This window comes from Mesorhizobium sp. NZP2077 (assembly GCF_013170805.1).
In the GTDB taxonomy this organism is placed as follows: domain Bacteria; phylum Pseudomonadota; class Alphaproteobacteria; order Rhizobiales; family Rhizobiaceae; genus Mesorhizobium.
Genome location: NZ_CP051294.1, coordinates 285,858 through 312,112, shown reverse-complemented (window position 1 = coordinate 312,112; position 26,255 = coordinate 285,858). Strand labels below are relative to the sequence as shown.

The following is a 26,255-nucleotide window of genomic DNA, read 5'->3' as shown; positions in this document are numbered from 1 at the left end:
AACCTTCCAGACTGTTGCTCACATCTTCGACCAGAGTTTGCCGCCGGTTGCCCAGTTGTTCGGCTCATACTCGTCGAAGACTACGTGGATCTGCTCTGGCTTCAGGTTCATCTTGTCACAAAACAGCTTGGTGATTTCCCCGGCCAGTTCCGTCTTTTTCTCGTCGCTCGACTTAAAGGTTTCAATGTGAATTACAGGCATATGTGCTCCTCAGTGGCTGGTAAGGATAGGAGGTGGCGGTGCTCGGCATCGGTCGACAGGAATTGGCGGACCCAAGCAGGTGCTTCATATCCAGGCAGATAACGCGCTCAACTGGCAATCTTCAAATGAGTATTGCTGCGGTTGGTGATGACCCTGGGTTATGAGCTGCCAAGCTCCGGTCTTCGTGGGAACGCCTTGTTGCGTTCCTTCTTGGCTAGAGCAGCATGATACCCCAACCAGAATTATCCGAGCACGAAGCCGTTCCCCAATGGATCCTCTGGATCAACGACGAACTCGCTAAAGCCGGTAAGGAAAGGTCGGCAACTAATTTCCGGTATTACCGCAGGCAGGGGTCCAACCTTCGTTGTTTCCAGTATGCGCGCTTCAAAAAATGTCCGAATGGAGCTTTCGTGCCTGAAGCGCTCTTGGACCTTGAGCCGGCCCTTAGCATGCTCGACGGCCATGCGCGCGCACGTGCCGGTGCCGCAGGGCGATCGGTCTGCCTGGGCCTGGCCGAGGATGACGATGTTGCGCGCGTCCGTGGCATTGCTTGAGGCCGGAGCGGTCAACATCGCAAGGTCAATCCCGTCGATATGAGGCTGCTCGGGATGCTGGAACCGGTATTGCAGCCTTGCCGCTTGGCGCAACGCCACGCCGGCCTTGATCAGATCGGTGGTGTGTTCCGGGTCGATGGACTGGAAGCCCATGTCTGCGGCCTCGGCGATTACGAAAATATTCCCGCCATATCCAAAGTCAACGCGGACTCGGCCGTAGTTAGGGACCTCAACAAACTGATCCAGGGCAAAAGCAAAGGACGCGACGTCAATAAGGGATACCGCTTCCACGTCTCCCGCATCGCTGCTTGTAACCGATCCGACCACCAGCCCGGCAGGCGTATCTAACCGGACTTCTGTGGTGCGGCCAGTACGTGGTACCTGCCCGGTCTCAACGAGCATTCCGCAAAGCCCGAGCGAGGCATGCCCGCACATATTGTAAAACTGGCCGCCGTCCATATAGACCACACCTGCATGCGAAGTTGGGTTGACGGGGGGGACGATCACGCCGCCGAACATGTCGCGGTGGCCCCGCGGTTCATTCATGGTCACCCGGCGGATCCAGTCGTAATCGTTGATCAGGTTGCGCATCCGCTCGGCCATTGTCGAGCCAGGTATCGTTGGGAAACCTGAAACAACAAACCGGCTTGGCTCACCGGCAGTATGTGAATCGACGATCGACAATCTGTGGCTGAATCTCATGGTTTCCGCTTTGCGGTGTTGGCACCCTTCTAAACATATGCCGAGGTGCGCAGTAGAGGCGATGGGACGAGGCCGGGAAAAGGCTAAGTCCTTTGCTCCAGCCTTCAAATACCTACGATGCTTTGGTCTGGCGACGTAGAACAGCCGCGACAGGGACGTTGAATATCTGAGCGGCCGTCCTCGGCGGCGCGCCGCCTGTAGGTTCGATCAGCCGCTGTCCGGTCCGTTTCTTGCCAACGTGCGAAGCGTCCATTCTCGATAACTTTTAGGGTTACCGCGCATAACTTTTTATCCGGTTGTTTTAGTATTTGCAGGCTTCTAGCGTTCCTGAACTCCGCGCATGAGAGCCAGTTTGACGGCCATGTATAGCGCCGTCCTTGTCGAGTTGGGGGTGCCCACGCACCTTGCGCATGCAGGGCGAGCTCCACGGAACATTGTTGTCGATGTCATTGGGACACGAGGGAGAACTGAAGTGCTGAACAAAGTCGACTATGAGACCCAGGCCCAATCGCTCGGATTTCCAACCAGCATGATTGTGGATGGGGTGCAGACAGCCGCTCTATCGGGCAAAACCTTCAAGACACTGAACCCTGCGACAGGCGAGGTTTTGGCGGAGATTCCTGCGGGTTCGGCCGCAGATGTGGACCAGGCGGTTGCCGCCGCTCGGCATGCCCTCGAGGACGGCCGTTGGTCGAAACTCGCTCCAGCCGCCCGCAAAAAAGTTTTGCTCAGTCTTGCTTCACTCATCGAGGAGAACACGTCCGAACTTGCACTGATGGAAAGCCTAGACAGCGGCAAGACCATTGGCGACTGCACCAATATCGACGTCCCCGAGGCTGTAAACAGCCTGCGATGGCACGCGGAAGCCATTGACAAAATATATGATCAGGTCGCCCCCGCGAACGATGCAGCACTTGGTCTTATTGTGCGCGAGCCGATCGGGGTGGTGGGGATCGTCCTGCCGTGGAATTTCCCGCTTTTGACCTTGGCTTGGAAGATAGGCCCGGCCCTTGCAGCGGGGTGCACAATTGTCGTAAAGCCGGCCGAAGAAACGTCGCTGACGACCTTGCGGGTAGCGGAGCTTGCACTCGATGCCGGAGTGCCTGCCGGAGTTTTCAACGTTGTGACCGGTGACGGTCCTGACGTCGGCGAACCGATTGGACGCCACCCTGGCATTGATGCCATCTCGTTTACAGGCTCGACTGAGACTGGCCGGCGCTTCCTCAAGTACTCCTCTGAAAGCAACCTGAAGGAAGTTGTGCTTGAACTTGGAGGCAAGAACCCTTGCATCGTGATGGAAGACGCCTCGGATCTCGATGCCGTGGCTGCTCATATCGCAAACGGCGCCTTCTGGAATATGGGTCAGAACTGTTCGGCAATTTCACGTCTTTTCGTCCATGTGGATGTTAAGGATCGTCTGCTCGAGAAGCTTACCGCTGTAACCAAGACGTGGATCGTGGGTGACCCGCTGGACCCACAGACCCGCATCGGACCGCTCGTTTCTGCGACCCATTTTGAGAAGGTGAGCAGCTATCTCGAGCACGATGGCAAGGTGATTATCGGTGGGAATGCCGTCGATGGCACTACTATCGAGCCCACAATCATTGAATTCAAGCGTCACGAAGGCCGCCACGTCAAGGAAGAGATCTTCGGGCCGATCCTTTCGGTGATTGCTGTGAAATCCCTCGCGGAGGCGGTTTCTCTCGCTAATGAAACTGACTACGGCTTGGCGGCCTCGGTATTCAGTGGTGACGGCACGCGTGCGCTTCGCGCCGCCCGGGCAATCAATGCGGGCACAGTTACTGTGAACTCCTACGGGGAGGGCGACGCCGCAACCCCGTTCGGAGGTTACAAACAATCCGGTTTCGGTGGCCGCGACAAGTCCCTGCACGCACACGATCAGTATTGCCAGATAAAAACCCTGTGGGTTGACCTGAGCAGCTCTAACGGAGGTTTCTGAAATGTCGTCATTTGCTTTCCAAGGTCTCAATCTGGCAATCACAACTCCATTCGATGCCAAAGGTCGCCTCGACTTCAACCGCCTGGAGGAGCACGTCGAGCGATATCTGGCTGCAGGTGTTGATGGTTTCGTGTTCAGCTCCGGCACCGGTATGCACGTCTACCTCACGACGGACGAGTCTAAAGCCCTTATAGAACGGGGCACCCGTATCGTTGCGGGACGGGCGAAGGTCATTGCTCAAACCTCGGCTCTGCTGACCGCCGACGTAGTCGACAGGACCCAATTTGCGAAGGACTCCGGGGCCGACGGAGTCATGCTGCTTCCTCCGTTTTTCGAAGGTCCGTCGACCGACGACAGCGTTTTTGATTTTTATGCGGAAGTCGCCAAGGTCGGTTTGCCTATCATTGGCTACAATGTGCCTCAGGCAGTCGGTGTACGAATAACTCCCGACCTGCTCCGCAGGCTTTGCGAACTTCCGGAGTTCCGCGCAATCAAGGACAGTAGTGGAGATCTGACCTCGCAGGTTCAGTTGATCGGTACCGGCCTTGAAATCCTCAATGGTGCGGATCCACTCGTACCTTTCTCTCTGTTTGCAGGTTGTTCAGGACTGATCTGGGGCGGTGCGAACGTCACGCCTCGCGCCTGCGTGGCAATCGTCAAGGCGGCCAAGGAAAAGCGTTGGGACGACGTTCAGGCCCAGTGGCGCATCCTCGAGCCTATCATGTCGCTGCTTTGGCAGGGCGACTATGGCGGTTATGTTCCAAGTGCGTATGCAGCCGCAGAAATTACGGGCTACAGCAGCGGCGCAGTGAGGAAACCCTTCAGGCCGGTGCCCGCAGAACGTATTGCAGCTCTTAAAGCGGCCTTGGGGCCCTTGGTTGAAAAAGAAACAGCACGATGACCACTAAGACGTTCCACGCACGTCGTCTTCCTAACCACGGCGCGCAATCCGGCTGGACGGCATTGCTTCCTCCCAGGACCCCAACGCCCGCGCTAGATGGCGGCATCAACGCCGACGTCGTCATCATAGGCGCGGGCTTTGCGGGCCTTGCAGCCGCTGTGAGGCTATCGGAACTCGACCCAAATTTGTCGGTAGCCATCATCGATGCCGATCTGGTTGGCAATGGTGCCAGTGGCCGAAATTCTGGGTTTCTCATTGATCTGCCTCACGACATTGCCTCGGGAAATTTCGGGGTCGATGCGGCTGCTCAAAACCGCGACGAGATCCTGGTCGCTCGCACGGCTATTCAACTCTACGCTCGCCTCGCTCAGGAAAATGGCTGGGACAAAGACATTTTCGATCCGAGCGGCAAATATAGCGTCGCCATGACTGAGTCAGGCACTAAGCATCTCGAGGAGTACTCGTCCCAGCTCAAGTCGATGGGCGAACCTAATCAACTGCTGGGTGAGACGGAGACACAAGAGCTCACAGGGACACGATCATTCAAATCAGGGCTTTTCACACCCGGTGCCGTCATGGTCCAGCCCGCCGCGATGGTGCGAGCAATTGCTGACCTATTTCAGGGGTCGATCAGGCTATTCGAGCGGACGCCGGCCCTATCCATTGAGGCCTCGTCTTCCGGCTGTGTCGTGAAAACCCCGAAAGGCACAGTCAAAGCAGGGCGGGTGGTTCTGGCTACCAACGGGCATGCCGAAAGCTTCGGATTCGGAAGAGGAGAACTTCTCCATGTTTTTACGTACGCCGCGCTGACTGAACCGTTCGCGCCATCTTCGCTTGGCGGATCTAGGAAGTGGGGCGCGACGCCGGCGGCGCCAATGGGAACGACGATTCGCCGAATCAATGGGGTAGACAGCGACCGGCTACTGGTACGCTCGCGTTACACATACAACCCCAACATCGAAGCAGGCGGTGGCACGATGAGGAGGGCAGGGGCCCTCCTCGATCGCAAATTCGCCGATCGGTTCCCCGATCACCGTCACCTCAAAATGCAGTATCGCTGGGCGGGCGCGATGGCGCTGACCCGCAATTCCGTTCCTCTGTTCGGCCAGGTGGAAAAAGGGATTTTCGCGGCCTGTGCTTGCAACGGCATCGGCGGAACCAAGTCCACGTCGGCCGGTATAGCGACCGCGGAGCTGTTACTCGGCCATCAGTCGGCACTCGGCAAAGTTTTCAGCGCGTTCGATGAGCCCCAGGCCTTGCCTCCGCGGCCGTTCACAGCCGTGGGTGCACGGGTTAACCTGGCATACAGAGAATGGCACGCCGGCCGCGAATAGCTTGTTTTTCGGGACAGGTCTTCAGTGGGCTCCTGCGTCGACCTCGCGTTCGCAGGTCGGCGTCGCCGCGGCTTGCGATTTACTTTTGTACAGGGCCGGGATAACGATTAGGCATGTCCAAGGATTATCGACGGCTGCCGTTGAGCGCGCTGCGAGCATTTGAGGCTGCAGCTCGTCACGTAAGCTTTACGAAGGCTGCCAATGAACTCTCCGTTACTCAGGCGGCCGTAAGCCGGCATATCCTGACGCTTGAGGATCACCTCGACACGCAGCTCTTCAATCGCGGAAACCAGAAGGTGTCGTTGTCGCCCGCAGGTGAAGAGTTGTTTGAAGCTACCACCCTGAGTCTTGCACACATCGCTGCGGCTTTTGACAGCGTGCGCAGGGGGCAAAAAGCTAGGCGGCTAACGGTGGGAATGCCGATGTCGTTCGGCACCATGTTCATGAGCCACAGGATCGGCGATTTTATCATGAACAATCCGAACATCGATCTCCACCTGGTCTCTCTCGAACGCAGCCCCGCGCCGGCGACCGATGGTTTTGACGTGTCTGTGGTGATGGGGCACCTGCCGCGGCCGGGGTTCACCGCTGTCGAGCTTTTCGCGGAGGAGGTCTTTCCGATCTGTGGGAAATCGTATCTGCCGCACTCGCCGTCTATTGTGGCGCCCAGTGATCTGGTCAACGAGGTCCTGCTTGATATGGATGACCAGCATTGGTCCGTCTACCCCTGGTCACCCTTCAATTGGGCTGGCTGGCTCGGTCAGTTTGGGGTCTCGGCCGATTTCAAGCGTGCGATTACGTTCAACAATTACTCAACGATGATCCAATCCGTTATCAGAGGCTTTGGCATCGGGCTTGGATGGCGCCACGTGGTAAGTGACTACCTCAATGAGGGTGTCTTGATACGACCCGTGACAGAAAGTTATCTGACGGGCCGAAAGCATCATCTGGTGATTCCGGATGCCGCACTCGACCGGGAAGATGTCCAGATCTTCCGGGACTGGCTCATCACGCAGGTAGCTGGTCTCAATCCTATGCCGTTGACGGTTAGCGGCCAGATACCGGCATCCATCGCCGGCGCCGAGGAAATTACTCTCACTGAGCCGGCATCGGGCGAACTACCAACCCTTCCGCTCCGATAAGAACTTATGCGTGCGCGGTGCCTGCGACCGAGACGTGCTCAGGCGTCATTTGCGGCCAGGTGTCAGTAATTGCATAGCCCGCGGGGTAGGGATCGTCCTTTTCCAGAATGTAGGAGCACTTCGCGGTGATCCAGGTGCGTCCACTGACGGCCGGAATAATGGCGCTGTACGGCCCAACTGTTGTCGTGGCGAGGATCTCCCCGGTAAAGATTGAGTCGATCAGCGATTTATGGGTAAATCGCTCCCCTTCCGCGATTTCACCCTTGGCATGCATGACAGCCAAACGCGCGGATGTTCCCGTACCGCACGGGCAGCGATCGACGCGTCCAGGGGAAACGATCACCGCGTTCTTCGATTCTACTCCCCGGTCGGAACGCTCGATCGGAGTCACGAACATTGTCTGAGTAATGCCCGGAAGCTCTGTGTTCAGCGGGTGTGACACCGGAATCTGCGCCGCAGCCGCTGCCTTGATCTCCTGCCCCAAGTCGCTCAGCCTCCGGCCCTCGGATGCAACGAGGTCAAACCCAAACTGCCGTGCGTTGACGATAGCGTAAGTCATGCCGCCATAGCCGACGTCAACGGTAAGGTCGCCAAAGCCCGGCAGCTGGATGGTCTTATTAAGGCAGTAGGCGAAAGCAGGTTGGTTGATAAACCGGACCGCACCGACCTTTCCGTCAGCCGTATCGCACTCGATGCCGATGAGGCCTGCAGGGGCCTCAAGCTTGAACCGGGTCACCGGGCCTGTGATCGGAACCATGCCGGTCTTCAGCATGGTCGTTGCCACGCTGATCGTGTTGCCACCTGACATTTCCGGATACTCTTCCGCCTCGGCAATAATGTATGCAGCAACCGCTTCCGGATTTTCCGTTGGCACGATAAAATTTACAGATTGAATCATGCTGCCACGAGGCTCGCGGAGAAAGAACAAGCGGATATCGTCATGATGCTTTCGAAAAAACTTCATCTTTTCAAATGCTGTCCCCTTAGGTAGTTCAGGTAGGCCTGAGACGACAACCTTTTCCACGTCGCCTTCGCAGTGGCAATCGTAGGCCGTGAACGTGGAGGAGACCGGAATTTCGTAGCTCGGGGCGTTGGACATCTTGATCTTTCGGATCTGTTGAAGACGGGCGACGGTGGGCAAAGACATCGATTGACGCGATACTCAGCTTTGCCATTGCATCACTTCTTTTCAATCAGGAATGATGAGCACTAGCTTGCCGCTAGTAGTTTTCGACAGAAATTCTTGCTGGGCTTCCGCGATATTTTTCAGAGGGAAGGTTTTCCCAACGAAAGGATGGACTTCGCCTCTTTCGATGTACGATACGAGGTTCTTGAAAACGGCGTCGTCTTGGAATGTGCACCCAAAAAAAGTGAGATCTTTCAGATACAACGTTCGTACGTCGAGTTCGACAATGGGACCGGCAATCGCCCCGCCGACAGCATAGCGCCCGCCTTTCTTCAACACATCGAGAAGGTCGGCAAAGGCAGGCCCAGCGACTACGTCGACGACGACGTCAACGCTTTCTTTGCCCAGGTGCTTGGTCAGGCTCTCTCCGCGCGCAATGACGCGGTCGGCGCCCAGCTTCCGCATCTCGTTGGCCTTTGTCGGGCCCGCGACCGCTGTCACGAAGGCTTCGCGTCGTTTTGCCAACTGGACTGCGGCGGATCCAACCCCACCGGATGCACCGGTGATAACGACATGCTCACCCGGCTTCAATCCGGCCCGGTGCAGCAGGTTTTCTGCCGTCGAATAGGAGCATGACACTGAAGCTAGCTCGACGTCGCTCCAATCGCAGTCGACCTTATGCGCCTCGCAGGAGGGGGCTTTCATGTACTGTGCGAATGCCCCGTCACACTCGGAGCCAAACACCCAGCTCTCCATTGGCCGGTAGTTGACATAAAAACGCAGCGTATTCGCGTTAATGACACGCTCACCGACGCGGCGCGGGTCCACGTTGTTGCCGACGCTGACGATGCGGCCACAACAATCCGCTCCCTGAATTCGGGGAAAGGACATCGGCGCCCCGGTCCAGGTCGCGTCGGCGTCCTGAGCTTGCGTCGCAGCCTCACCGGTGCTGGCTTTCACGCTCTTGGAATACCAGCCAATGCGCGTGTTGATGTCGGTATTGTTGACACCCGCCGCAGCAACCCGGATCAGGACTTCATCTGGACCGGGCTTCGGGACTGGGATGTTCAGCCGATACTCAAGCTTGTTGAAACCGCCGTGCCCTACAAGCACTACTCCGACCATAACTTCCGGGATATCGCCAACCCGGGCGGGCGCATTCGCGGCTGTACTACTCATCCGGGAACCATCCGTCCTGATTGTCTGGTAGATCGCCGGTGACGCTAGCGAGATGGGGGAGGCAAAGCAACCAAACGAAAAGTAATGAAACGTGGGCCAAAATGTTATGGAGCAGCACGCCGTGCACCCCGTGTAGGCCTTGTTCATTCCGGGAATTTCCGGCCAGCAAAGGCCCGGACCGCAAGGCAGTTCATATCGTGCACCTTCCATTAGCGCCGCATAACTTTCCTTGGCGCCGCGCATAACTTTTTATCAGGTTGTTTTGGGGGATGCGCATGGCTAGCGTTCTTGTCATCAGGGGCAAACCTCTGACGCCGCGCTGAATTCCCTCAGGAATTCTAGGTTTGTCGGTGCTTAATGACGGCCTAGCGGCACTGTCGCCGCATGAGCCGTTCGAATAACCTTGGGGAGCTTCACATGCGTTTTTTCAGCAGAAATGGCAACCGACTGCCCAAACTCTTCGGCAATCTCGCTGATGACGTCAGGAAGGGCGATATGGACAGACGGGAATTCCTGGCTCTCGCTTCCATCTTCGGCGCGTCCACCGCCGTTGCTTACTCGATGCTCGGTGCGGTTCCGTCTGCGCATGCCGAAGACGCTGTGACCAAAGGCGGCACGTTGCGAGTGGCGATGATCGTATATGGCGCGAAGGACCCGCGTACCGTTGACGTTTCAGAGCTTGCCAACATTTACCGCCAGTTCCTGGAGCCATTGGTCAAATACACTACTGAATACACATTTGAGCCCCGGCTGCTGGAGAGCTGGGATACGAGTGAAGATGCCAAGGAATACGTCTTGCACCTCAGAAAGGGTGTGAAATGGAACAATGGTGACGACTTTACCGCCGATGATGTCATTTTCAACCTTAGGCGTTGGTGTGAGAGAGACGCCGCCGGCAACTCGATGGCCACACGACTAAGCTCATTGATCGACGATAAAACAGGCAAGGCCCAGGATGGCGCCATCCTTAAGGTTGATGACCACACGGTCAAACTCAAGCTGTCGAAGCCCGACATCACCATTATCCCCGGAATCGCAGACTACCCGGCGCTGGTCGTGCACCGCGACTTCGAGAAAAATGGCTCCGACCTCATCAAACACCCGATTGGCACCGGTCCATTTGAGCTGGTATCTTGGGATGTGGGCCAAAAGGCCGTCCTGAAGCGTCGCACTCAGGGACAATGGTGGGGCGGCGAAGCATACCTGGATGAGGTTCAGTTTATCGACTATGGGTCCGATGCGACCGTCGTGCCGAGTGCTTTCGAGTCCGGTGAGATCGATGCGAACTACCAGACCTATGCCAATAGCATCAAGTCCTACGACCAGCTGGGTCTGGTGATCTCCGAGGCGAAGACGGCGACAACGCTGCTATGCCGCACCCAAGTCACTAACAAGCCGTACGATGACCAGCGGGTACGCAATGCGCTACAATTGGCCGTCGACAATGCATCCATTTTACAGCTTGCCAACGATGGACGCGGTACGGTTGGTGCCAACTATCATGTAGCGCCGATACATCCCGAATTTTATCCGCTCCCAGAGACTAAACGGGACATTGATGCCGCCAAGCACCTGATGACCGAGGCTGGCCAGTTCGACTTCGAACATAATATCATCAGTCCGGACACGGATTGGCTTAAAGACGCCGGCGATGCGATCGCTGCGCAGTTTCGCGAGACAGGGTTCAAGGTCAAGCGGACGGTCCTGCCCAGCAGCACCTTCTACAATGACTGGTTAAAATACCCGCTTTCGATAACCAACTGGAATCACCGGCCGCTCGGGGTGCAAAATCTTGTTTTGGCCTATCGCAGTGGCGTCGCATGGAACGAAACAGGGTGGTCGAACCCGAAGTTCGACGAGAAACTGGACGCCGCGTTGGCAGTTCCGGACCCGGCAAAGCGTAAGGTTCTGATGCAGGAAATTGAGGCGCTTTTGCAGGATTCTGGCATCATCATCCAGCCTTACTGGCTTTCGGTGTTTCACCACTCCACGAAGCAGGTCAAAGACTTCCCGATGCACCCGACTTTCGAGATCGATCTCGGCAAAGTTTGGCTCTCAAAGGCCTAAACGTGTCTGCTTGAGTGACTGTTGGCCGGGCCTCGTGGGTCCGGCCTAGCGTTTTGTTGAGTGGGTACAGCCATGCATCTCATCACACTGCTGAAGTTCGACTTGGAGATAGGAGGCTAGCCGGCCTCGATCGCGCAAGCGCTGCCAGACTGGAACCCGCTCGACCGCTTCGGCCTGGTGATCGACGATCCGCTTGGCGGCATTGGTGCCACCCACCTGCTGCAGACGCCATCACGTCCTTCTACGACATCAAACCAAGCCTCCGCATGGGGCTCACGGCCTATCCCGAGATCTATGCCTTCCATATCGGCGAGGGCGATGGCGCTCATGCGCCCTATGATTTCTGCCCGGCCCGGCGCGAGATCATCACCTCGCTCGATCATCGCGAGGTGCTCGACGCCACAATGATCGCGGCATCACGAGACTGCCGTTCCCGACCGCGTGCCGCACGAAGCAGTGCACCGGCCGAAGGAAGTCGATGCCGTGCTAGACCGCATCGTGTCGACTTTCGTCTATAGCCTCTCGGGTCGGGTTTCGGATCCCGACCTCGTCATTTCAGGAAACGACAAGCGAACCGAGTTTAACCCCAACAGCGCCATACGGCCCCGCTATGACGATAGCCGGCCGGCCTCGGTCTCGACGGCGGCCAAGTCGGTCAAGGAAGTCGACCTTCCCATCAGGACTGGCAGAGAAAGCTTGAGCACGATTTAACTGGCGAGCAACGTGCCCACGTTGAACGCTGCCGCGAAAACCTCCGAGAGGATGGCCTGGTCAGAGAGACGTATCGTCGGGTTGGGGTTCGAGAAGCCTTGAAGCGGCTCGCCTCGGCCGGAGTTGACCGAGATGCGGCCGCTGGCGCTATTTCGTCGCCAGGATGCTCCATTTCAAGCACAGCGGGCTTGCCGTCCTTTGATAACATTTAGGCTCGCGGGACATTACTTTTTATCCGGTTGTTTTGTCCAAGCGGCCCCGCTAGCGTTTCGGGAACGTTAGGAGGACGAGCCCTCTTGCGCGGCATGGTAGATGGAAGGTCGCGCGAAATGCCCGGTAAGTCCAGATTCAGAAATGGCTTTGCCGGGTATCATTGATGTGGCGGCTTGACCCGCCAAACGACTTATCAGCCTTGCATTTGGCTGTCAGAACATTTGGTTGAGACTGTGATCCTGCTGACTGCTATTTCGGGCGGATGGCCGCTCAGTCGTAATCAAAATCCTGATTGAAAGGAAGTTTGGTGAAGCCTGAAGACATTTTAGACCCATTCAAAATCTGGCACATACCCTTCGACGATTGGGTCGCGAATGGCTTGGGCTGGGTAGTGGACCAGTACCGGCCGTTTTTTCAGAGCGTGAAATGGCCCATTGACCAGCTTCTCCGGACCTTTGACGGCGCCCTGAAAGGAATTCCACCCGTTGTCACGATTTTGTGCTTCGGATTGATTGCTTGGCAGATTGCGGGCTGGAGGCTAGCGCTCCAGATCGCCAGTCTGTTGACTGTCATCGGCTTCCTGGGGATCTGGGGGGAAACGATGACAACCCTTTCTCTCGTTTTCACCGCAGTCCTCTTCTGCACAGTTGTTGGCATTCCCCTGGGGGTGCTGGCCGCCCGCAGCGATCGGGCGGCTGCTATCTGCCGGCCAATCCTCGACACAATGCAGACGATCCCGTCATTCGTCTATCTCGTGCCGGTCGTAATGTTGTTTGGCATTGGCAATGTGCCCGGCGTCATTGTAACGATCGTCTTTGCCCTGCCGCCCGTTATCCGGCTGACCACGCTGGGCATTCAGCAGGTCTCTGAAGAAGTTGTCGAGGCCATGCGAGCCTTCGGTGCCTCCGACAGCCAGCTTCTGTTCAAGGCCCAGATACCGCTTGCCCTGCCGAGCATATTGGCGGGCGTAAACCAGACTTTGATGATGTCGCTCTCGATGGTCGTGGTCGCCTCCATGATCGCGGTTGGCGGGCTCGGTCAGATGGTTTTGCGCGGTATTGGCCGCCTGGACATCGGTCTGGCCGCAACGGCCGGAACAGGTATCGTCTTCCTTGCGATCATTCTGGACCGCCTAACGCAATCTGCGATGTCCAGGAGCAGGCAATTCGACCACGTCGCCTGGTACAAACGCGGCCCCGCCTCACTCATCACAAGTGTTGTCAATTCCTTCCAAGGCGCCCCGGCGGCACGAGAAGGATCGAAGAATCGCCGGCAACGCGTATCTGCTTAACAACAATGGGAGCTCATATGAACGATCAACAGAGAATAGGTTGGCATCTTAGGCGACTAGCCGCGGCTGTGACTGTGTTGGGAACGCTGGTGGTGTCTACTGGACATGCCTTAGCCGCAGACCTTCCCGGCACCGGCGTCACCGCACGGCCCCTGTACAACGGCATTGCCGAAGAGTTATTCGAGGCCTATGTGGTGAAGCTCGGCCTTGAGGACCTTGGATATACCGTCGACGAGCCATTGCAGACCCAGGTTCCTGTCGCCCACATCGCTGTGGCGAGCGGTGACGCAGACTATTATACGCCGCACTGGTATCCCCTGCATGTTGCATTTGCGGAGAAGGCTGGCGGCGACGCCAAGGCTCATCGTGTAGGGACGCTCGCCAAAAACTCAATCCAAGGATATTCGATCGATAAGGCTACGGCCGACAAGTATGGCATCAAGACGATCGATCAGCTGAAAGACCCGAAGATCGCGGCGCTATTCGACATCGATGGCGACGGAAAAGCAGACCTTTACGGCTGTGAGCCCGGTTGGGGGTGTGAACGGATCATCGAACACCAGCTTGATGCATATGGGCTTCGAGCCACTGTCACACATAACCAGGGCGAGTATTTCGCCTTGATAGCAGACGCCATTGAACGGGTTAAGGCCGGCAAACCGGTGCTGTACTACGGCTGGACCCCGACATGGGTCAACGGCATTCTTCGCCACGGCGAAAATGTTTCATGGCTGACCGTTCCTTTTACGTCATTGCCTGACGAACAGGCTGGCGCCGTCACAACCGTTCCCAGCATTGGAAATCTGGGGTTCTCGGTCAACACCCACCATGTGTTCGCTAACAACGATTTCCTCAAGAAGAACCCAGCCGCCAACAAGTGGTTTGAGCAGGTCGAGATCCCGATCCAGGACATCGACGACGAAAATCTTCTTGTCCACAAGGGCGAAAAATCTAACGAGGACATCCGTCGTCATGCCGAGGACTGGAAGAAGGCTCATCTCGATCAATGGAACAGCTGGATAGCGACGGCTAAGCTAGCCGCGAAGTGATTGCGGTTGTATCGGCTCGCCCGGCGGCCTTCGGGGTTGCCGGGCGGGGCTTCGTCAACGTGGAGATCGCCTTTGACAGCGCACGCCATTGAATTCAGAGACGTCTGGAAGGTCTTCGGGACGACCTCGAAGTTTGATCTCGGCGACATTCAACGCGAGTTCCTCTCAAAGGCTACTTTGCTTGAGAAGCATGGCTGTGTGGTCGCTGTTGCCGGCGTCTCCTTCAAGGTAGAAGCCGGAGAGATCTTCTGCGTCATGGGGCTTTCCGGCAGCGGAAAGTCGACGTTGGTCCGCCACGTGAACCGCCTAATCAGGCCCACCGCCGGCCAGATCATTGTCGGTGGTGAGGATATCAACCTGAAATCCGAGAATGAAATCCGCGAGCTTCGCGCCCGCTCAATCGGAATGGTCTTCCAAAATGTTGCACTCCTGCCGCACAGGACGGTCCGCGACAATGTCGCATTGAGCCTTGAGCTCCGGAAAGTCAGCACCCGTCAGCGCCGTGAAGTCGCAGAAGAAAAGCTAGAGCTGGTGCAATTGGCTGGCTGGGGTGACCGTTATCCCGACGAACTCTCAGGGGGGATGAGACAGAGGATTGGGCTTGCCAGGGCGCTGGCGGCCGATCCTGCCATCCTTCTGATGGACGAGCCTTTTTCTGCGCTCGATCCTCTCATCCGGCGGGATCTTCAGGACCAGTTCAAAGAGCTCGCCGACAAGTTGCAAAAGACAACGCTCTTCATAACGCACGATCTGGACGAAGCCGTCCGGCTCGGACACCAGATCGGTGTCATGAAAGACGGGCAAATGCTTCAGATCGGCTCGCCTGAAGACATCCTCGGGAGCCCTAAGCATCCGTACGTCGAAAAGTTCGTTCAGGGAAGCAGCCGGTTGAAGCTCTTGAAGGCGGCGTCTGTAATGTCGCCGCTATCCGCTGACGCTGGCGACGGCACGGCTCTCGCCGATGCGCCACGCCTGGGACCTGACGCCGGGATCAATGAACTGGTCGCTTTATCGAATCGCCACGGGAACCGGCCACTGGTGGTCGTGGACGAGGCAGGAGCCGCCATGGGCATTGTGACAGCAGCTTCCCTGCTTCGGGGCATTCAAGAGCGGCTTTAGGTCGTTTGAGCATAACCTCAGCACATACCGTACATCAGCTTTAATTGTTGGTTTTAAACACTAATCTGGCCTACGTTCTGGCGTAAATCAAGGAAGAGAAAGATGTCTGCAAGATCAGGTGGCCGGGACGCCCGACAGAAGCTCCGTTCTGAGAAGTCGGTGACTTATATGCCGTCGCTAGAACGCGGTCTGCCCTATATGGATTTGTTGAGCTCGGACCAACTGCTTAGGCTTCACGACTACTCGATGCAGATCCTAGAGGAGATAGGGATAGAGTTTCGTGACGACGAGGCGGTGGAAATGTGGCGCGCAGCTGGCGCCAGCGTCACTGGTCAGCGCATCAGAATCGACAGACACCATTTGATGGAGCTCGTGGCCCAGGCTCCCGAATACATTACGATTCACGCTCGCAATCCAGCAAAGACAGTCACCATCGGGGGACGTAAGACGATCTTTACGCCGGCGTACGGATCGCCGAACGTGCTTGATCTTGAGGGCAAGCGAAGAAATTCGACGATCGCTGATTTTGTTAATTTTGCGAAGCTCGCTTACCAAGCTCCGGCGATGCACATGACCGGAGGCGTCCTTTGTGAGCCAATGGACATTGCCGTTCCCAGGCGCCACCTGCACATGAATTACAGCCTGATAAAATACTCCGACAAACCGTTCATGGGCGCTGTGACGTCCGGAGAACGGGCGCAAGACACCGTCACCATGGCCAAGATCGTCTTCGGCGATGAATTCGTTCACAACAACACGGTCATGGTCTCGATCGCCAACTGCAATTCGCCGCTGGTCTGGGACGCGACCATGCTGGATTCGGTCAAGGTCTACGCAGCAAGCAATCAGGCCATCCTTTTCACTCCCTTCGTTTTGGCGGGGGCCAGTACCCCTGCAAGTACAATAGCCGCAGTGGCTCAGCTCAACGCAGAAGCGCTGGCGGGAATAGCCTTTGCTCAGCTTGTTAGGCCAGGCGCGCCCTCCATTTATGGGCAGTGGCTGGCAACCGTTTCCATGAAAAGCGGAGCGCCAATGGCCGGCACCCCAGAGATCGACCACATGAACATGCTGGTCGGTCAATTGGCCAGACACTACAAGCTACCCTGGCGGTGTAGTGGGAGCTGCACCAGTTCAAAACTTGTCGACGCGCAAGCTGGCTATGAAGCAGCCCGTAACATGTACGGCGTCCTGATTGCCGGTGCAAACTTCGTGCTGTCATCCACGGGCTACCTGGAAGGGGCCCTGACCCAAAGCTATAGCAAATTCATGCTCGACGCCGAGCAGATGGTCATGTTCTACAAGCTTGGCCAGGGGCTCGTGATGAGTGAGATGGACGAAACGATGGATGCGATCCGCCAGAGCGAGCCTGGTAGCCATTATCTGGGAACTGCGCACACCCTCAAGAACTTCGAACAAGCCTTCTTTGTCCCTGACCTGATGGACCACGATAGCTTCGAGCAATGGAGTTTTGCCGGCGCCCGGGATGCGAACACGCGGGGGTTGGACGCAGCTGTTCGATCCTTGAAGGAATACCAGCCTCCACCTCTCGATGAAGCGATCGACGAGCAGCTTCTTGATTTCATGAAACGTCGAGAACTCGATATCGGTGAGGCTGTCCTCTAGAACCGTTATATCCTGTTTCACATGGCCGGCAGCGACCGAACCCGGTCTCTATGAAAGCGGCTGTTTGTTTGCAAGGCAGCTGGACGAAAGCAATGAATGCACATCCGGATATCAATGCGATCAACGCGTCGACCGTCGCGGAGATGCCGTCTCAGGGCCGCCCGATCGAGCTGGCTATCCTTCTCTTTCCGGGGTTCTCGCAGCTGGCACTTCACGCCTTTCTGGAGCCTTTTCACATAGCAAATACCGTAATGCGGTTGAAGTTGTTTAAATGGAGGATCGCCGGTTTCAGCACGCAGCCAGTTGAAGGGTCAAGCGGCATCTCGGTTGCTGTGGATGTAACCACTGATGAACTTAATTCTCGTTCGCCTTCCCGGGGGCCGGACCACCTCATAATTGTCGCCGGTGAGCAGGTAGGGCGGCGGCTGAGCCCACAATGCAATAACTTTTTGCGCATGATCGCACGTCGCGGTGTGCCCATTTCGGCACTGGGAACGGCTTCATGGTTGCTAGCGCAGACGGGTCTTCTGGCCGGAACACGCTGTACAATCCATTGGTCTCGGCTTGCCGCTTTCTCTGAGGTGTTCAGCCAGCCCGACATCCGCGACACCCTGTTCGTAAAGGACGGGCAGTTTTCGACTTGTGCAGGCGAACTAGCCTCTTTCGACCTGGCCGTGGATATGATCGCAAATCATGTCGGGGGGTTTACGGCTCAGCAGGTTTGCCGGCACGCCACGGTCGAAGGACAGCGCTCCGGGACGAACCGACAGACCGGTCCGACAGGGCTCGCCTTTGCCGGTGTCAGCGATAAACTTCTTATGTCGATGCGGATCATGGATGAAAACGTTGAATGCCCGCTGAGCATGAGCGAAGTGGCAAAACGCGCTGGCGTATCGCGGCGACAGTTGGAGCGCCTGTTTGCAGCACACGTCCACATGCCGCCTGTGCGACACTACCTTCGGGTCCGTGTAGAACACGGGAAACGGTTGATCGAAGGTACGAGCATGGCGATTGTCGATATAGCAATGGCTTGCGGGTTTGTCTCTCCTTCCCATTTTGCAAAGTGCTTCAGATTATTTAACGGTGTCTCGCCGCAACAATGCCGCTTAACCGTACCAGCGTGGGTTGGGCCTGGCCTGGGATAATTCAAGGACAGGGGACCCTTGTCATCCAAAACGGTCTGCTTTTAACTGACCGTGCGGCGACCTATCCCCTCAGTGCTCTGCATAGCCCTTCGGAAACAGTCGGCCTGCGCTTCCCTAAGCCGCAATTCTGGGCCTGCCGAGAGCGACCGCTACTAATTTGGCTTCGACGAACATGCGCTGACCTTCGACCGTGGATACACGGAACTCGGTCGCGACATTGATTTCGGCAGCGTCGGTGCCGGCCTCCCTCGCGTACTCAGCGACGGTAGCCCGGGCGTCCGCATCAGCGGCGGCGATCGCCGACGCCTCGTCCGGGAAATCCCGAACTCGACCGCCCGCAGCAAGCCGGAATAGTCCTTCCGTGGGTTGGCTGACGTGAGCTTCGGCCGACACCCTGACCTGGCCGACAACGGCACCGAGCGCGTTGGCAACGTCGGTATCTTCGGGCACCACACAGTCATTGCCAATTAACGCGGCCAGACCCGCGTAGTGCAGGGGAGCCGAGGCGCCGATCCCAATTACAGGACGGTCCAGCGCGACGCTGAGCCGAGCGATGCCCGGGTATCCGTCAACAGCGCGCTGCACCAGGGCGTCCGCTACGGTGGCCGCGCCGTTGAGCCCGTCCTCGGAAAACGCAGTTTCAAGGATGATTTCAGCCGACAGCCGCGTCAATGTCAGCAATGTTCGTTCGGACAAGGCCTCTGGCGATGCGGCAATTGGTTGCCCGCGTCCATCGCGCTTGCGGGCAAACAGCTCCGCGCCAAGCCTAGCTGCCACCGGATCCCAGTTCGTCTGCTTGCCCAGTACATGGGCGGCGTCCGACGGGGTGAACCCCGCGATTTGCACGAGCCCTCTTGCCACCAGGCGATCGAGCGTTGCGCCTTGGGCATTGGAGCTAAGCAGCCGGTCGAGAGGGACGGCGACGGATCCAATAACCTCGTAAAGCTTCGCTTCTCCCGGGGATAGTCCGGCAGCAAGCCTATCTGGAACACCGGTGCGGACTGCGCAGCGGCCGTCCAAGCGGCCTGGATTTGGCGATCGCATCTGGCGCTCGAGTTCTGATCTGACGGCGTCTCCATGTGTCATGCCTGCCAGGGCGAGAGGGACTAGGCGGCGCGGGCCCAGCAGGATTTTCGGGCTTAACCCTCCATCCTCCAACGTGACTTCCGAATCGCCACCAAGGCCAAAGGTGTGCATGGCCACCGCTTCAACCATGGTGCGTAAGCCACCGACAGTCGCACCCTCCAGGTCCAAGCGCGGCCGGCCGTTCTCGAGCACAGCGACGTCCGTGGTTGTGCCGCCTATGTCGGAGACGACGGCGTTGTCAAAGCCGGTCAAGTAGCAGGCACCCACCAGGCTGGCCGCAGGACCGGACAGGATTGTCTCGATAGGCCGCTGGCGGGCAAAAGCCGCCGAGACGAGGGCGCCGTCGCCGCGGACGACCATAAGGGGGGCGGCTATCCCGCGCTTTTTGAGGAACCCTTCCGTTGCCGCGACTAGGCGGTCGATCATCGATATCAGCCTCGCATTGAGTAGCGTCGTCAGCGCACGGCGCGGACCGCCGAGCTTACTCGTCAACTCATGACTGGCTGTGGCCGGTAGGCCGGTACGGTCGCGGATCAGTTTTACTGCTGCGAGTTCATGCGCGGGGTTGCGCGTGGCAAAATAGCCGCAGACGGCAAAGCCCGATACAGAGGAACTCAGCTCTGGCAAACTTACCTCGAGAGGGGAGAGGTTGAGGCCCGCGGTGTTGCCGTACACATCGTGTCCCCCCCGGCAAAACACCACCGGATCGGTGCCGAGCGCGGTCCTAAGCCCATCGCGTGCAAGGTCAGCCTCGGAAAACCCGATCATGACAAGTGCAACGCGGCCGCCCTGGCCTTCGACCAACGCGTTGGTAGCGAGGGTTGTCGACATTGAGACCAGCTTGATGGCATCTGGTCTAGTGCCGGCCTGCTGAAGAACCGCATCAACGGCGCCCGAAATGCCGATGGCAAGGTCGTGCCTCGTGGTCAGTGCCTTGGCCTTGGCCAGCACCTCGCCCCTGGTGGGTCCATGCAGCGAACCATCTGTCTCGGCCCACAGAACGGCATCGGTGTAGGTACCGCCGGTATCAATCCCAAGGAATACGGGCCGCATTTGTCGGCTAGCTCTCTTTGTCATTACCTGGCAGCCGCCTGAAAGTCCCGGCGTAGCCTTTCGAAGGCCCCGCTGGACCCTAGTCCTGCCAAGCACCAAGACTTGCCGTAAACCGCTCGAGGCTCGCAACCCATCCCTAAACCGTAAGCTTCGACAGCTTGGCCCGATACTCTTCGTCCAGGATCGGGGGCAGGGAAATCTTCCTGGTCCGGGCACCGTCGACGGCGATCATTTCGCCACTCACGAAACTGGATTCCTCACTCGCCAGCCAAAGCACCGCATTAGCGACCTCTTTGGGGCAACCGATCCGGCCCACGGGGTGAAGCTGCCCAAGTTCACGTTCGATCAAACTGCGATCTGGATGCATCTCGACATACGCTCGATTGAGGTCGGTATCGATCCAGCCCGGGCATACTGTATTACAGCGTATACCGTCTGGGCCAAGATCGACTGCCAGTCCCAGCGTTAGGCCGTGCACTCCGGCTTTGCTCGCCGCGTAGGCGGTGTGCCAAGGATTGACCATAAACGCCTCTACTGACCCTATGTTGACTATTGCGCCCGAACCAGTCCGTCTCATTTCCGGCGCAACATATTTGGCCATTAAGAACGGGCCCCGAAGATTAACCGCCATCATCCGGTCCCAATCCTCGACAGTTTGTTCGTCAATCGACTTATGGACCACAATTCCAGCATTGTTGACCAGAATATCAATCTTGCCAAACCTTTGTAGGACCTTGTCTACAAAGGAACGAACCGACTCCTGATTTGTGACGTCGAGTTGCAAAAATATCAACTCAGAGGCGCTGCTTTTAGAAGTTGTAGGTTCGCCAGACACATCACCAACAACAACCACCGCTTCTTCCGCGGCGAGCCTTTCGGCAATAGCCCGACCAATTCCTCTGTTACCGCCGGTAACGACGGCAACCTTGCCTGATAGCTTGTTACCCATGGATCCCTCCTATCCCGCCGTGAAGCCGCCATCTATCGGGATAGCCACACCGGTGATGTGCCTCGCCTCCTTGCTCGCAAGGAACACTGTAAGGCTTGCGATTTCCGACGGCGTGGCCACGCGACCCTGTGGTATTGAATCGATGTTGCGCTGCAGGATCTCATCAGCCGTGACCGGCTCGTTATGAGCCGAAACTAGCATGGGCGTATCAACAGCGCCGGGGCACACAGCATTGATGCTGATTTGCTCCTTGGCGTGATCCAGAGCCATGGCTTTCGTCAGCAAAACCACCGCACCCTTCGACGCACAGTAGGCCGCGAGGTTGGTACAGCCGACCAATCCAACGTTGGATGCTATGTTTACAATGCTGCCGCCACCAGTGCCCCTCATGGCCTTCACCGCTGCTCGGCTGAAATAGAATACACCGCTGACGTTAGCGTCGAAGGTCTGCCGCCAATCCTCGTCTGAGGTCTCCACCGCCGTCCCCCGGCGGATCGTGCCCGCGCTGTTGACTAAGACATCCACCTTACCGTATCGCCCCACAGTGGAAGCGACCACCCGGTCCGCGAAGCTCGGATCAGCGACATCTCCCAGCATCAGGGTTGCAACACAACCTACATTCTCCAATGCCCGCAGGGCCCTTTTACCACGCTCCGGATCACGGCCTACCAAAACCAAAGATGCCCCTGCGGCGCCGAATGCTGTTACGACAGCTTCACCTATGCCAGACGTTGCACCGGTAACGATGACGACCTTTTTCGTATCGGCCATGGTTGTGTCTCGCTCAGAGGAGTTGAGCCCGACGAGAATATACGGGCGACCTGAAGGTCTATCTCGATTACAGCCAGTTTTGACGTCCTCGCAAGCATCGAAAAAGTCATGTGACGGACAATCTACAGTCATGGGCCTGGTTCTAAGTCAGAACCCGAAATCCCAGGCGTCGATAAGGGGGCAAATCCAGTCCAGCTATGACTCCTGGTTATCCGGCTCACCATTAATACTCATTTGAAGTAGGTACAGCCGGCTCCTAAGGTCGCCGCATATGTTGAAGGGTGCCAAGCTTGCCGCATGGCACGCTGTTGACACAGAAGGGGGGTCCGCGATGGATAATAAGTTGATTACGCCAGGTCCTGACGGCCTCGTCCTTAGCGATAATTGGAGCGATTTGCGCAAATTTCGCCCCATGCCGGCCATCGACTTTAAACGTCTCGACGGCTATCGGAAGGAGCGGCTCCGGTCAGCTATGCGTGAGGCAGATGTTGCACTTTGCATCCTAGTAAGTCCGATCACTATCCGGTATACGGTCGACTACAACACCTTCCCCCTGTTCCAGTCTCATATTCCTGTCACCTATCTCTTTTTGCCGCTCGATGGCCCAATTACCCTTCATCAGGCATTTACTCTCGCTTCCTCGGCCGACAGCGTCAGACCAGGAAGGCCGATCTCTTTTTTTGAAGGCGGTAATGAGCTGCCGGAAACCGCAAAGCTCTTCGCGGATGATGTTGTCTCATTCCTCAGCGAGATCGGTACCACCAACCGGAAGGTAGCGGTCGAGTACGTCAATCCCAGCATTACGCAGGCTTTGATGGATCGCGGTCTTGAGGTTGTCGATGCGGTTAGCATCGTGGAGGGCGCTCGAGTCATCAAATCTGACGACGAGATCGCTTGTATTCGCTGGGCTTGCGCCGTGGCGGAACACGGCATTGCCCACATGGAGGCAAGCATGGGCCCGGGGGTCACGGAATTGCAACTGTGGGGGCTGCTCAATTATACCAATCTTGCCAATCAGGGAGGCTGGCATGAGGGGCGGATGCTTGCGTCAGGTCCGCGGATTAATCCATGGTTGCAAGAAGCCACTCAGCGTGTGATCGAGCCGGGTGATCTGGTTGGTTTTGATACCGATATGGTTGGGCCATTCGGATATTTCTGCGATGTCTCTCGGACATTCTACTACGGGAAAGAGGCGCCAAGCGCGCGGCAGAAGCAGCTTTACCAGTTCGCTTACGACGAGTTGCAAACGAACATGAAGCTGATACGCGCTGGCCTGAGCATGAAGGATCTTCAAGCTTCAGCTTGGCCGGTCCCAGAGGAATTCCGGCAACAGGCGTACCCCGCATTGATCCACGGCGTTGGCATGTGCGACGAATATCCCCAGGTCAAGCCGTCGTTTCGGGGGCCCGTGGCTTATGACGCGACCCTTGAGGCTGGCATGGTCATCTGTGTTGAGAGCTACATCGGTGCGGTTGGCGAAAGAGATGGTGTCAAGTTGGAAGAGCAGTTGCTCGTAACCTCCGATGGCTATGAACTGCTCTCTAACTATCCGTTTGAAGAGCGACTGTTAGGCTAGTTCGGCAGGCAGCGACCCGTGTCATCGACCTCGAGGCACCAACAGCGGTGAGCAACGGCATTGGTCGGAGAAAAGCTTTGAACCTTAGGACCCTCAAAGACTGCAGCATCCTGATTGCATTGGACGATTTCGCAGTCGCTTTCGCGCTTAGAGAGTCGTTTGTACAAGTTGGTGCGGACGTCATTTACCCGGTCAGCACGATTGAAGACACACTTGATATCATCATGTCGTCGGCTCCGATCAACGGAGCCATCCTAGGTGTCAATCTACAGGGCGAGGCGACCTTTGTGGCGGCAGAACACTTGGCACGTCGCAAGATCCCTTTCATATTTCTGGTCGGGCATAATACGTCGGACATACCCGCCAAGTTCGATTCTATCAGCCGGCTCGAAGAACCGGTTGTGCCTGCCTCATTGGTCCAATTAATGATCTCTCAGCTGCCCGCATAGATTTCTTGTGTGGGATTGGATATCGCGGCACTGCGAAAGGTGTTGGGCGTCACCCCCCGATAGTGCCTGAACAACCGGACGAGATGAGAGTCGTCTGAAAAACCGGATTCCAATGCTATATTTGCCAAGCTTTTGCCGGTCGTTAGGAGCAGAGCTTCGGCCTGGTCCAAGCGCATCTGGCGAAGCGCTTTACTGGGCGTCATTCCCAAATCGTCGATAAATTTACGTTCGAGCTGCCGCCTGCTGAGACCAACGTGTCTGGATACACGATCGATTGTTAGGGCGGCATCAAGATTCTGGTGCATAAACAACAGGGCCTTCCGGGTCGTAGGCTCATTCGTCGCCATCTTCAGCGGAACGCCTGGCTGAACTTCCTCAGGGCCCTTCAGGTCCGGTATGTTCAACATACGCAGGCTTTTTTTTGCTGCTGTCTCACTTACGTGGCGCTCAACGAGCCAAGCCGCTAGATACGCGGAACTATTACCCCCCGGGCATGTCAAGCGGTCACGATCCACAACGAACATCCGGTTCGAGACGGGCTCTGGTCCTCCGCAATTTTCAAGGAAATCGTTGTGGTGGAACCAGCTAACGCAACACCTGTAGCCGTCCAACAGGCCGAGTTTGTAAAGCAGGAACGACCCCGTACAAATTCCAATAAGCGGCACTGCCCTTTGGGCGGCTTCGCGCAGGAACCCTTGGTAGGCTGGACCTACTTCTGCAGATCGCTCGATAAGCCCTCCAACAACTGCAATATAGTCAAACCGCCTCGGGTCGCCTAATCGTTGATCAGGCTGAACGTTGAGACCGCAGCTCGAGCGAACCGGGCTCATGGTGTCTGACACCATTCTCCAATCACAGTTTCTCCGTTCGCTTCGGTCACCCTCGTCGCTCGACAGCCTCAGCACATCGACGAAATTTCCTAGGGCACTCAACGTGAAACGGGGAGTGACAATGATGCCGACCGATAGCTTGACCTTTGGCACTTTGCGCAGCTCTGGTCCCATCACCCGCCTTCGATTATAGGCTAATTGCCCTGCCACGTATTGAAGTAGTGAGTGCACGCGCTGGTCACTAGCTGCCACGACGACCGCTTGGGCCAGAATAAGGGAATGTCGATCTTGCGGGCCATACAAGAACGACAGGTCCGCCCAATCGACGTCGCTTCCAAGCGCGACGGAACCAAATTGTGGTCTAGCTTATGACGTTCGAGCTGCAATTCCGGAGATGGTGCTTTAGATGACTCTTGAAACCAAAACCGTCGTTGTTACCGGTGCCGCTGGCGGAATGGGTGAAGCCATCTGCAAACGTTTCGCCGCACACGGATATTTCGTCGTCGCCAGCGACACCAATTCGGACCGACTGAATGAGACAACCCTTGAACTGAACCGGTCGGGTCAAAATGCATTGGCTAAAGCCGGGGACCTACGCAGCAAGGCGTACTGCGAGGGCCTGATCGATACCGCCGTCGGCCTGACCGGCCGTCTGGACGCGCTCGTCAACAACGCGGGGATCATCACAAGAGGTACCGTTTTGGAAACGACCGACGAGGATTGGGAGAGAACGTTTGATATCAATTTAAAAGCAGTTTTTTACACCTGCCGACGTGCGATTTCTTACATGAAGGAAAACGGCGGTGGATCGATCGTGAATATCTCGTCCACCTGGGGCATCCATCCTGGACCCAGTCACGCAGCATATTGCACCAGCAAAGCGGCTGTCGCGACGTTCTCAAAGTGTCTTGGCCGCGACCATGCCGGGGATGGAATAAGGGTCAATGCTATATGTCCCGGCGAGATTGATACGCCCATGCTACGCTCTGGGTTTGTACATCGTGGGTTCGACCCGGACACGGCTGTGGCCGAGCTCAGCAAGTCCAATCCTCTTGGCCGGCTAGGAGCACCCGACGATATTGCTGATGCGGTGTATTTTCTGAGCTCAGATGCAGCCCGCTTCATTGCCGGAACCACCCTCGAAGTTGCCGGCGCCAAGGCCGTCTATTGAGCTTTTGGCGGTGCCCCAACTCCTGCAAACGGCAATGAATGCGGGCGCGTAGG

Annotated in this window: 22 protein-coding genes; 14 read left to right on the top strand and 8 right to left on the bottom strand. The window is 57.1% G+C overall.

Going from position 1 to position 26,255, the window contains the following annotated elements; translation table 11 throughout:
• Window positions 1–18: 18 nt before the first annotated feature.
• Together HGP13_RS37315 and HGP13_RS37310 are read right to left on the bottom strand one after the other, a co-directional pair.
• A complete protein-coding gene (locus tag HGP13_RS37315) occupies window positions 19–201 on the bottom strand; it encodes a 4-oxalocrotonate tautomerase family protein (protein ID WP_172235192.1) in 183 nt (60 codons plus the stop codon).
• A 242-nt stretch (window positions 202–443) separates the two neighbouring features.
• Window positions 444–1,457, bottom strand: a complete 1,014-nt coding sequence (locus HGP13_RS37310; protein ID WP_172235191.1) for a proline racemase family protein — start codon at window positions 1,455–1,457, stop codon at window positions 444–446.
• A gap of 529 nt (window positions 1,458–1,986) precedes the next feature.
• On the opposite strand from HGP13_RS37310, the gene HGP13_RS37305 reads away from it, so the two are divergent.
• The 4 genes from HGP13_RS37305 to HGP13_RS37290 all read left to right on the top strand — a co-directional run bounded on the left by HGP13_RS37305 (window position 1,987) and on the right by HGP13_RS37290 (window position 6,794).
• A complete protein-coding gene (locus tag HGP13_RS37305; protein WP_246707538.1) occupies window positions 1,987–3,417 on the top strand; it encodes an aldehyde dehydrogenase in 1,431 nt (476 codons plus the stop codon).
• Between the two features lies 1 nt (window position 3,418).
• On the top strand, window positions 3,419–4,318 hold the full coding sequence (locus HGP13_RS37300) for a dihydrodipicolinate synthase family protein (RefSeq protein ID WP_172235190.1): 900 nt from the start codon (window positions 3,419–3,421) through the stop codon (window positions 4,316–4,318).
• Complete coding sequence (locus HGP13_RS37295; protein ID WP_172235189.1) at window positions 4,315–5,652, top strand: FAD-binding oxidoreductase; 1,338 nt, start codon at window positions 4,315–4,317, stop codon at window positions 5,650–5,652. Before HGP13_RS37300 ends, HGP13_RS37295 begins: the two co-directional genes overlap by 4 nt.
• Before the next feature lie 113 nt (window positions 5,653–5,765).
• The gene (locus HGP13_RS37290; RefSeq protein ID WP_172235188.1) at window positions 5,766–6,794 is read left to right on the top strand and encodes a LysR substrate-binding domain-containing protein; all 1,029 of its coding nucleotides are present in this window, start codon (window positions 5,766–5,768) and stop codon (window positions 6,792–6,794) included.
• 4 nt (window positions 6,795–6,798) lie between these two features.
• Here HGP13_RS37290 and HGP13_RS37285 read toward each other — a convergent pair whose 3' ends face one another.
• Together HGP13_RS37285 and HGP13_RS37280 are read right to left on the bottom strand one after the other, a co-directional pair.
• Window positions 6,799–7,893, bottom strand: coding sequence for a proline racemase family protein (locus HGP13_RS37285; RefSeq protein WP_172235250.1), 1,095 nt, complete (start codon window positions 7,891–7,893; stop codon window positions 6,799–6,801).
• 90 nt (window positions 7,894–7,983) lie between these two features.
• Window positions 7,984–9,045 carry an alcohol dehydrogenase family protein gene (locus HGP13_RS37280; RefSeq protein ID WP_246707537.1) on the bottom strand — a complete coding sequence of 354 codons (1,062 nt, stop codon included), beginning with the start codon at window positions 9,043–9,045 and terminating at the stop codon, window positions 7,984–7,986.
• A 471-nt stretch (window positions 9,046–9,516) separates the two neighbouring features.
• Here HGP13_RS37280 and HGP13_RS37275 point away from each other — a divergent pair, with 471 nt between their 5' ends.
• From HGP13_RS37275 to HGP13_RS37245, 7 genes are all read left to right on the top strand, one after another.
• A complete protein-coding gene (locus HGP13_RS37275; protein ID WP_172235186.1) occupies window positions 9,517–11,166 on the top strand; it encodes an ABC transporter substrate-binding protein in 1,650 nt (549 codons plus the stop codon).
• Window positions 11,167–11,649: 483 nt separating this feature from the next.
• Complete coding sequence (locus HGP13_RS37270; RefSeq protein ID WP_172235185.1) at window positions 11,650–11,877, top strand: hypothetical protein; 228 nt, start codon at window positions 11,650–11,652, stop codon at window positions 11,875–11,877.
• 520 nt (window positions 11,878–12,397) lie between these two features.
• Window positions 12,398–13,381 (top strand): ABC transporter permease subunit, encoded by a 984-nt coding sequence (locus HGP13_RS37265; RefSeq protein ID WP_172235184.1) that lies wholly within the window; start codon window positions 12,398–12,400, stop codon window positions 13,379–13,381.
• Between the two features lie 17 nt (window positions 13,382–13,398).
• Window positions 13,399–14,430 (top strand): glycine betaine/L-proline ABC transporter substrate-binding protein ProX, encoded by a 1,032-nt coding sequence (proX, locus tag HGP13_RS37260; protein WP_172235183.1) that lies wholly within the window; start codon window positions 13,399–13,401, stop codon window positions 14,428–14,430.
• A 72-nt stretch (window positions 14,431–14,502) separates the two neighbouring features.
• Complete coding sequence (locus tag HGP13_RS37255) at window positions 14,503–15,549, top strand: betaine/proline/choline family ABC transporter ATP-binding protein (protein WP_172235182.1); 1,047 nt, start codon at window positions 14,503–14,505, stop codon at window positions 15,547–15,549.
• A 102-nt stretch (window positions 15,550–15,651) separates the two neighbouring features.
• Entirely contained in the window at window positions 15,652–17,172 is a 1,521-nt protein-coding gene (locus tag HGP13_RS37250) for a trimethylamine methyltransferase family protein (RefSeq protein ID WP_172235181.1), read from the top strand.
• Between the two features lie 50 nt (window positions 17,173–17,222).
• Entirely contained in the window at window positions 17,223–18,317 is a 1,095-nt protein-coding gene (locus tag HGP13_RS37245) for a GlxA family transcriptional regulator (protein ID WP_172235180.1), read from the top strand.
• A gap of 114 nt (window positions 18,318–18,431) precedes the next feature.
• On the opposite strand, the gene HGP13_RS37240 is transcribed toward HGP13_RS37245, so the two are convergent.
• The 3 genes from HGP13_RS37240 to HGP13_RS37230 all read right to left on the bottom strand — a co-directional run bounded on the left by HGP13_RS37240 (window position 18,432) and on the right by HGP13_RS37230 (window position 22,176).
• The gene (locus HGP13_RS37240; RefSeq protein WP_172235179.1) at window positions 18,432–20,480 is read right to left on the bottom strand and encodes a hydantoinase/oxoprolinase family protein; all 2,049 of its coding nucleotides are present in this window, start codon (window positions 20,478–20,480) and stop codon (window positions 18,432–18,434) included.
• A 112-nt stretch (window positions 20,481–20,592) separates the two neighbouring features.
• On the bottom strand, window positions 20,593–21,405 hold the full coding sequence (locus tag HGP13_RS37235) for a 3-oxoacyl-ACP reductase family protein (RefSeq protein ID WP_172235178.1): 813 nt from the start codon (window positions 21,403–21,405) through the stop codon (window positions 20,593–20,595).
• Window positions 21,406–21,414: 9 nt separating this feature from the next.
• On the bottom strand, window positions 21,415–22,176 hold the full coding sequence (locus tag HGP13_RS37230; RefSeq protein ID WP_172235177.1) for an SDR family oxidoreductase: 762 nt from the start codon (window positions 22,174–22,176) through the stop codon (window positions 21,415–21,417).
• A gap of 331 nt (window positions 22,177–22,507) precedes the next feature.
• On the opposite strand from HGP13_RS37230, the gene HGP13_RS37225 reads away from it, so the two are divergent.
• Together HGP13_RS37225 and HGP13_RS37220 are read left to right on the top strand one after the other, a co-directional pair.
• Window positions 22,508–23,752 carry a Xaa-Pro peptidase family protein gene (locus HGP13_RS37225; RefSeq protein ID WP_172235176.1) on the top strand — a complete coding sequence of 415 codons (1,245 nt, stop codon included), beginning with the start codon at window positions 22,508–22,510 and terminating at the stop codon, window positions 23,750–23,752.
• Window positions 23,753–23,799: 47 nt separating this feature from the next.
• The gene (locus HGP13_RS37220; protein ID WP_172235175.1) at window positions 23,800–24,201 is read left to right on the top strand and encodes a response regulator; all 402 of its coding nucleotides are present in this window, start codon (window positions 23,800–23,802) and stop codon (window positions 24,199–24,201) included.
• On the opposite strand, the gene HGP13_RS37215 is transcribed toward HGP13_RS37220, so the two are convergent.
• Window positions 24,186–25,205, bottom strand: a complete 1,020-nt coding sequence (locus tag HGP13_RS37215) for a GlxA family transcriptional regulator (RefSeq protein WP_172235174.1) — start codon at window positions 25,203–25,205, stop codon at window positions 24,186–24,188. The genes HGP13_RS37220 and HGP13_RS37215 overlap by 16 nt on opposite strands.
• Window positions 25,206–25,437: 232 nt before the next feature.
• Here HGP13_RS37215 and HGP13_RS37210 point away from each other — a divergent pair, with 232 nt between their 5' ends.
• Window positions 25,438–26,202, top strand: coding sequence for an SDR family NAD(P)-dependent oxidoreductase (locus tag HGP13_RS37210; RefSeq protein WP_172235173.1), 765 nt, complete (start codon window positions 25,438–25,440; stop codon window positions 26,200–26,202).
• Window positions 26,203–26,255: the final 53 nt, after the last annotated feature.

Coding starts and splice junctions, on each gene's coding strand:
- HGP13_RS37315 (WP_172235192.1), bottom strand. CDS start 201: ATGCCTGTAATTCACATTGAAACCTTTAAGTCGAGCGACGAGAAAAAG.
- HGP13_RS37310 (WP_172235191.1), bottom strand. CDS start 1,457: ATGAGATTCAGCCACAGATTGTCGATCGTCGATTCACATACTGCCGGT.
- HGP13_RS37305 (WP_246707538.1), top strand. CDS start 1,987: ATGATTGTGGATGGGGTGCAGACAGCCGCTCTATCGGGCAAAACCTTC.
- HGP13_RS37300 (WP_172235190.1), top strand. CDS start 3,419: ATGTCGTCATTTGCTTTCCAAGGTCTCAATCTGGCAATCACAACTCCA.
- HGP13_RS37295 (WP_172235189.1), top strand. CDS start 4,315: ATGACCACTAAGACGTTCCACGCACGTCGTCTTCCTAACCACGGCGCG.
- HGP13_RS37290 (WP_172235188.1), top strand. CDS start 5,766: ATGTCCAAGGATTATCGACGGCTGCCGTTGAGCGCGCTGCGAGCATTT.
- HGP13_RS37285 (WP_172235250.1), bottom strand. CDS start 7,893: ATGTCCAACGCCCCGAGCTACGAAATTCCGGTCTCCTCCACGTTCACG.
- HGP13_RS37280 (WP_246707537.1), bottom strand. CDS start 9,045: ATGGTCGGAGTAGTGCTTGTAGGGCACGGCGGTTTCAACAAGCTTGAG.
- HGP13_RS37275 (WP_172235186.1), top strand. CDS start 9,517: ATGCGTTTTTTCAGCAGAAATGGCAACCGACTGCCCAAACTCTTCGGC.
- proX (WP_172235183.1), top strand. CDS start 13,399: ATGAACGATCAACAGAGAATAGGTTGGCATCTTAGGCGACTAGCCGCG.
- HGP13_RS37250 (WP_172235181.1), top strand. CDS start 15,652: ATGTCTGCAAGATCAGGTGGCCGGGACGCCCGACAGAAGCTCCGTTCT.
- HGP13_RS37245 (WP_172235180.1), top strand. CDS start 17,223: ATGAAAGCGGCTGTTTGTTTGCAAGGCAGCTGGACGAAAGCAATGAAT.
- HGP13_RS37240 (WP_172235179.1), bottom strand. CDS start 20,480: ATGACAAAGAGAGCTAGCCGACAAATGCGGCCCGTATTCCTTGGGATT.
- HGP13_RS37235 (WP_172235178.1), bottom strand. CDS start 21,405: ATGGGTAACAAGCTATCAGGCAAGGTTGCCGTCGTTACCGGCGGTAAC.
- HGP13_RS37230 (WP_172235177.1), bottom strand. CDS start 22,176: ATGGCCGATACGAAAAAGGTCGTCATCGTTACCGGTGCAACGTCTGGC.
- HGP13_RS37225 (WP_172235176.1), top strand. CDS start 22,508: ATGGATAATAAGTTGATTACGCCAGGTCCTGACGGCCTCGTCCTTAGC.
- HGP13_RS37215 (WP_172235174.1), bottom strand. CDS start 25,205: ATGGGACCAGAGCTGCGCAAAGTGCCAAAGGTCAAGCTATCGGTCGGC.
- HGP13_RS37210 (WP_172235173.1), top strand. CDS start 25,438: ATGACTCTTGAAACCAAAACCGTCGTTGTTACCGGTGCCGCTGGCGGA.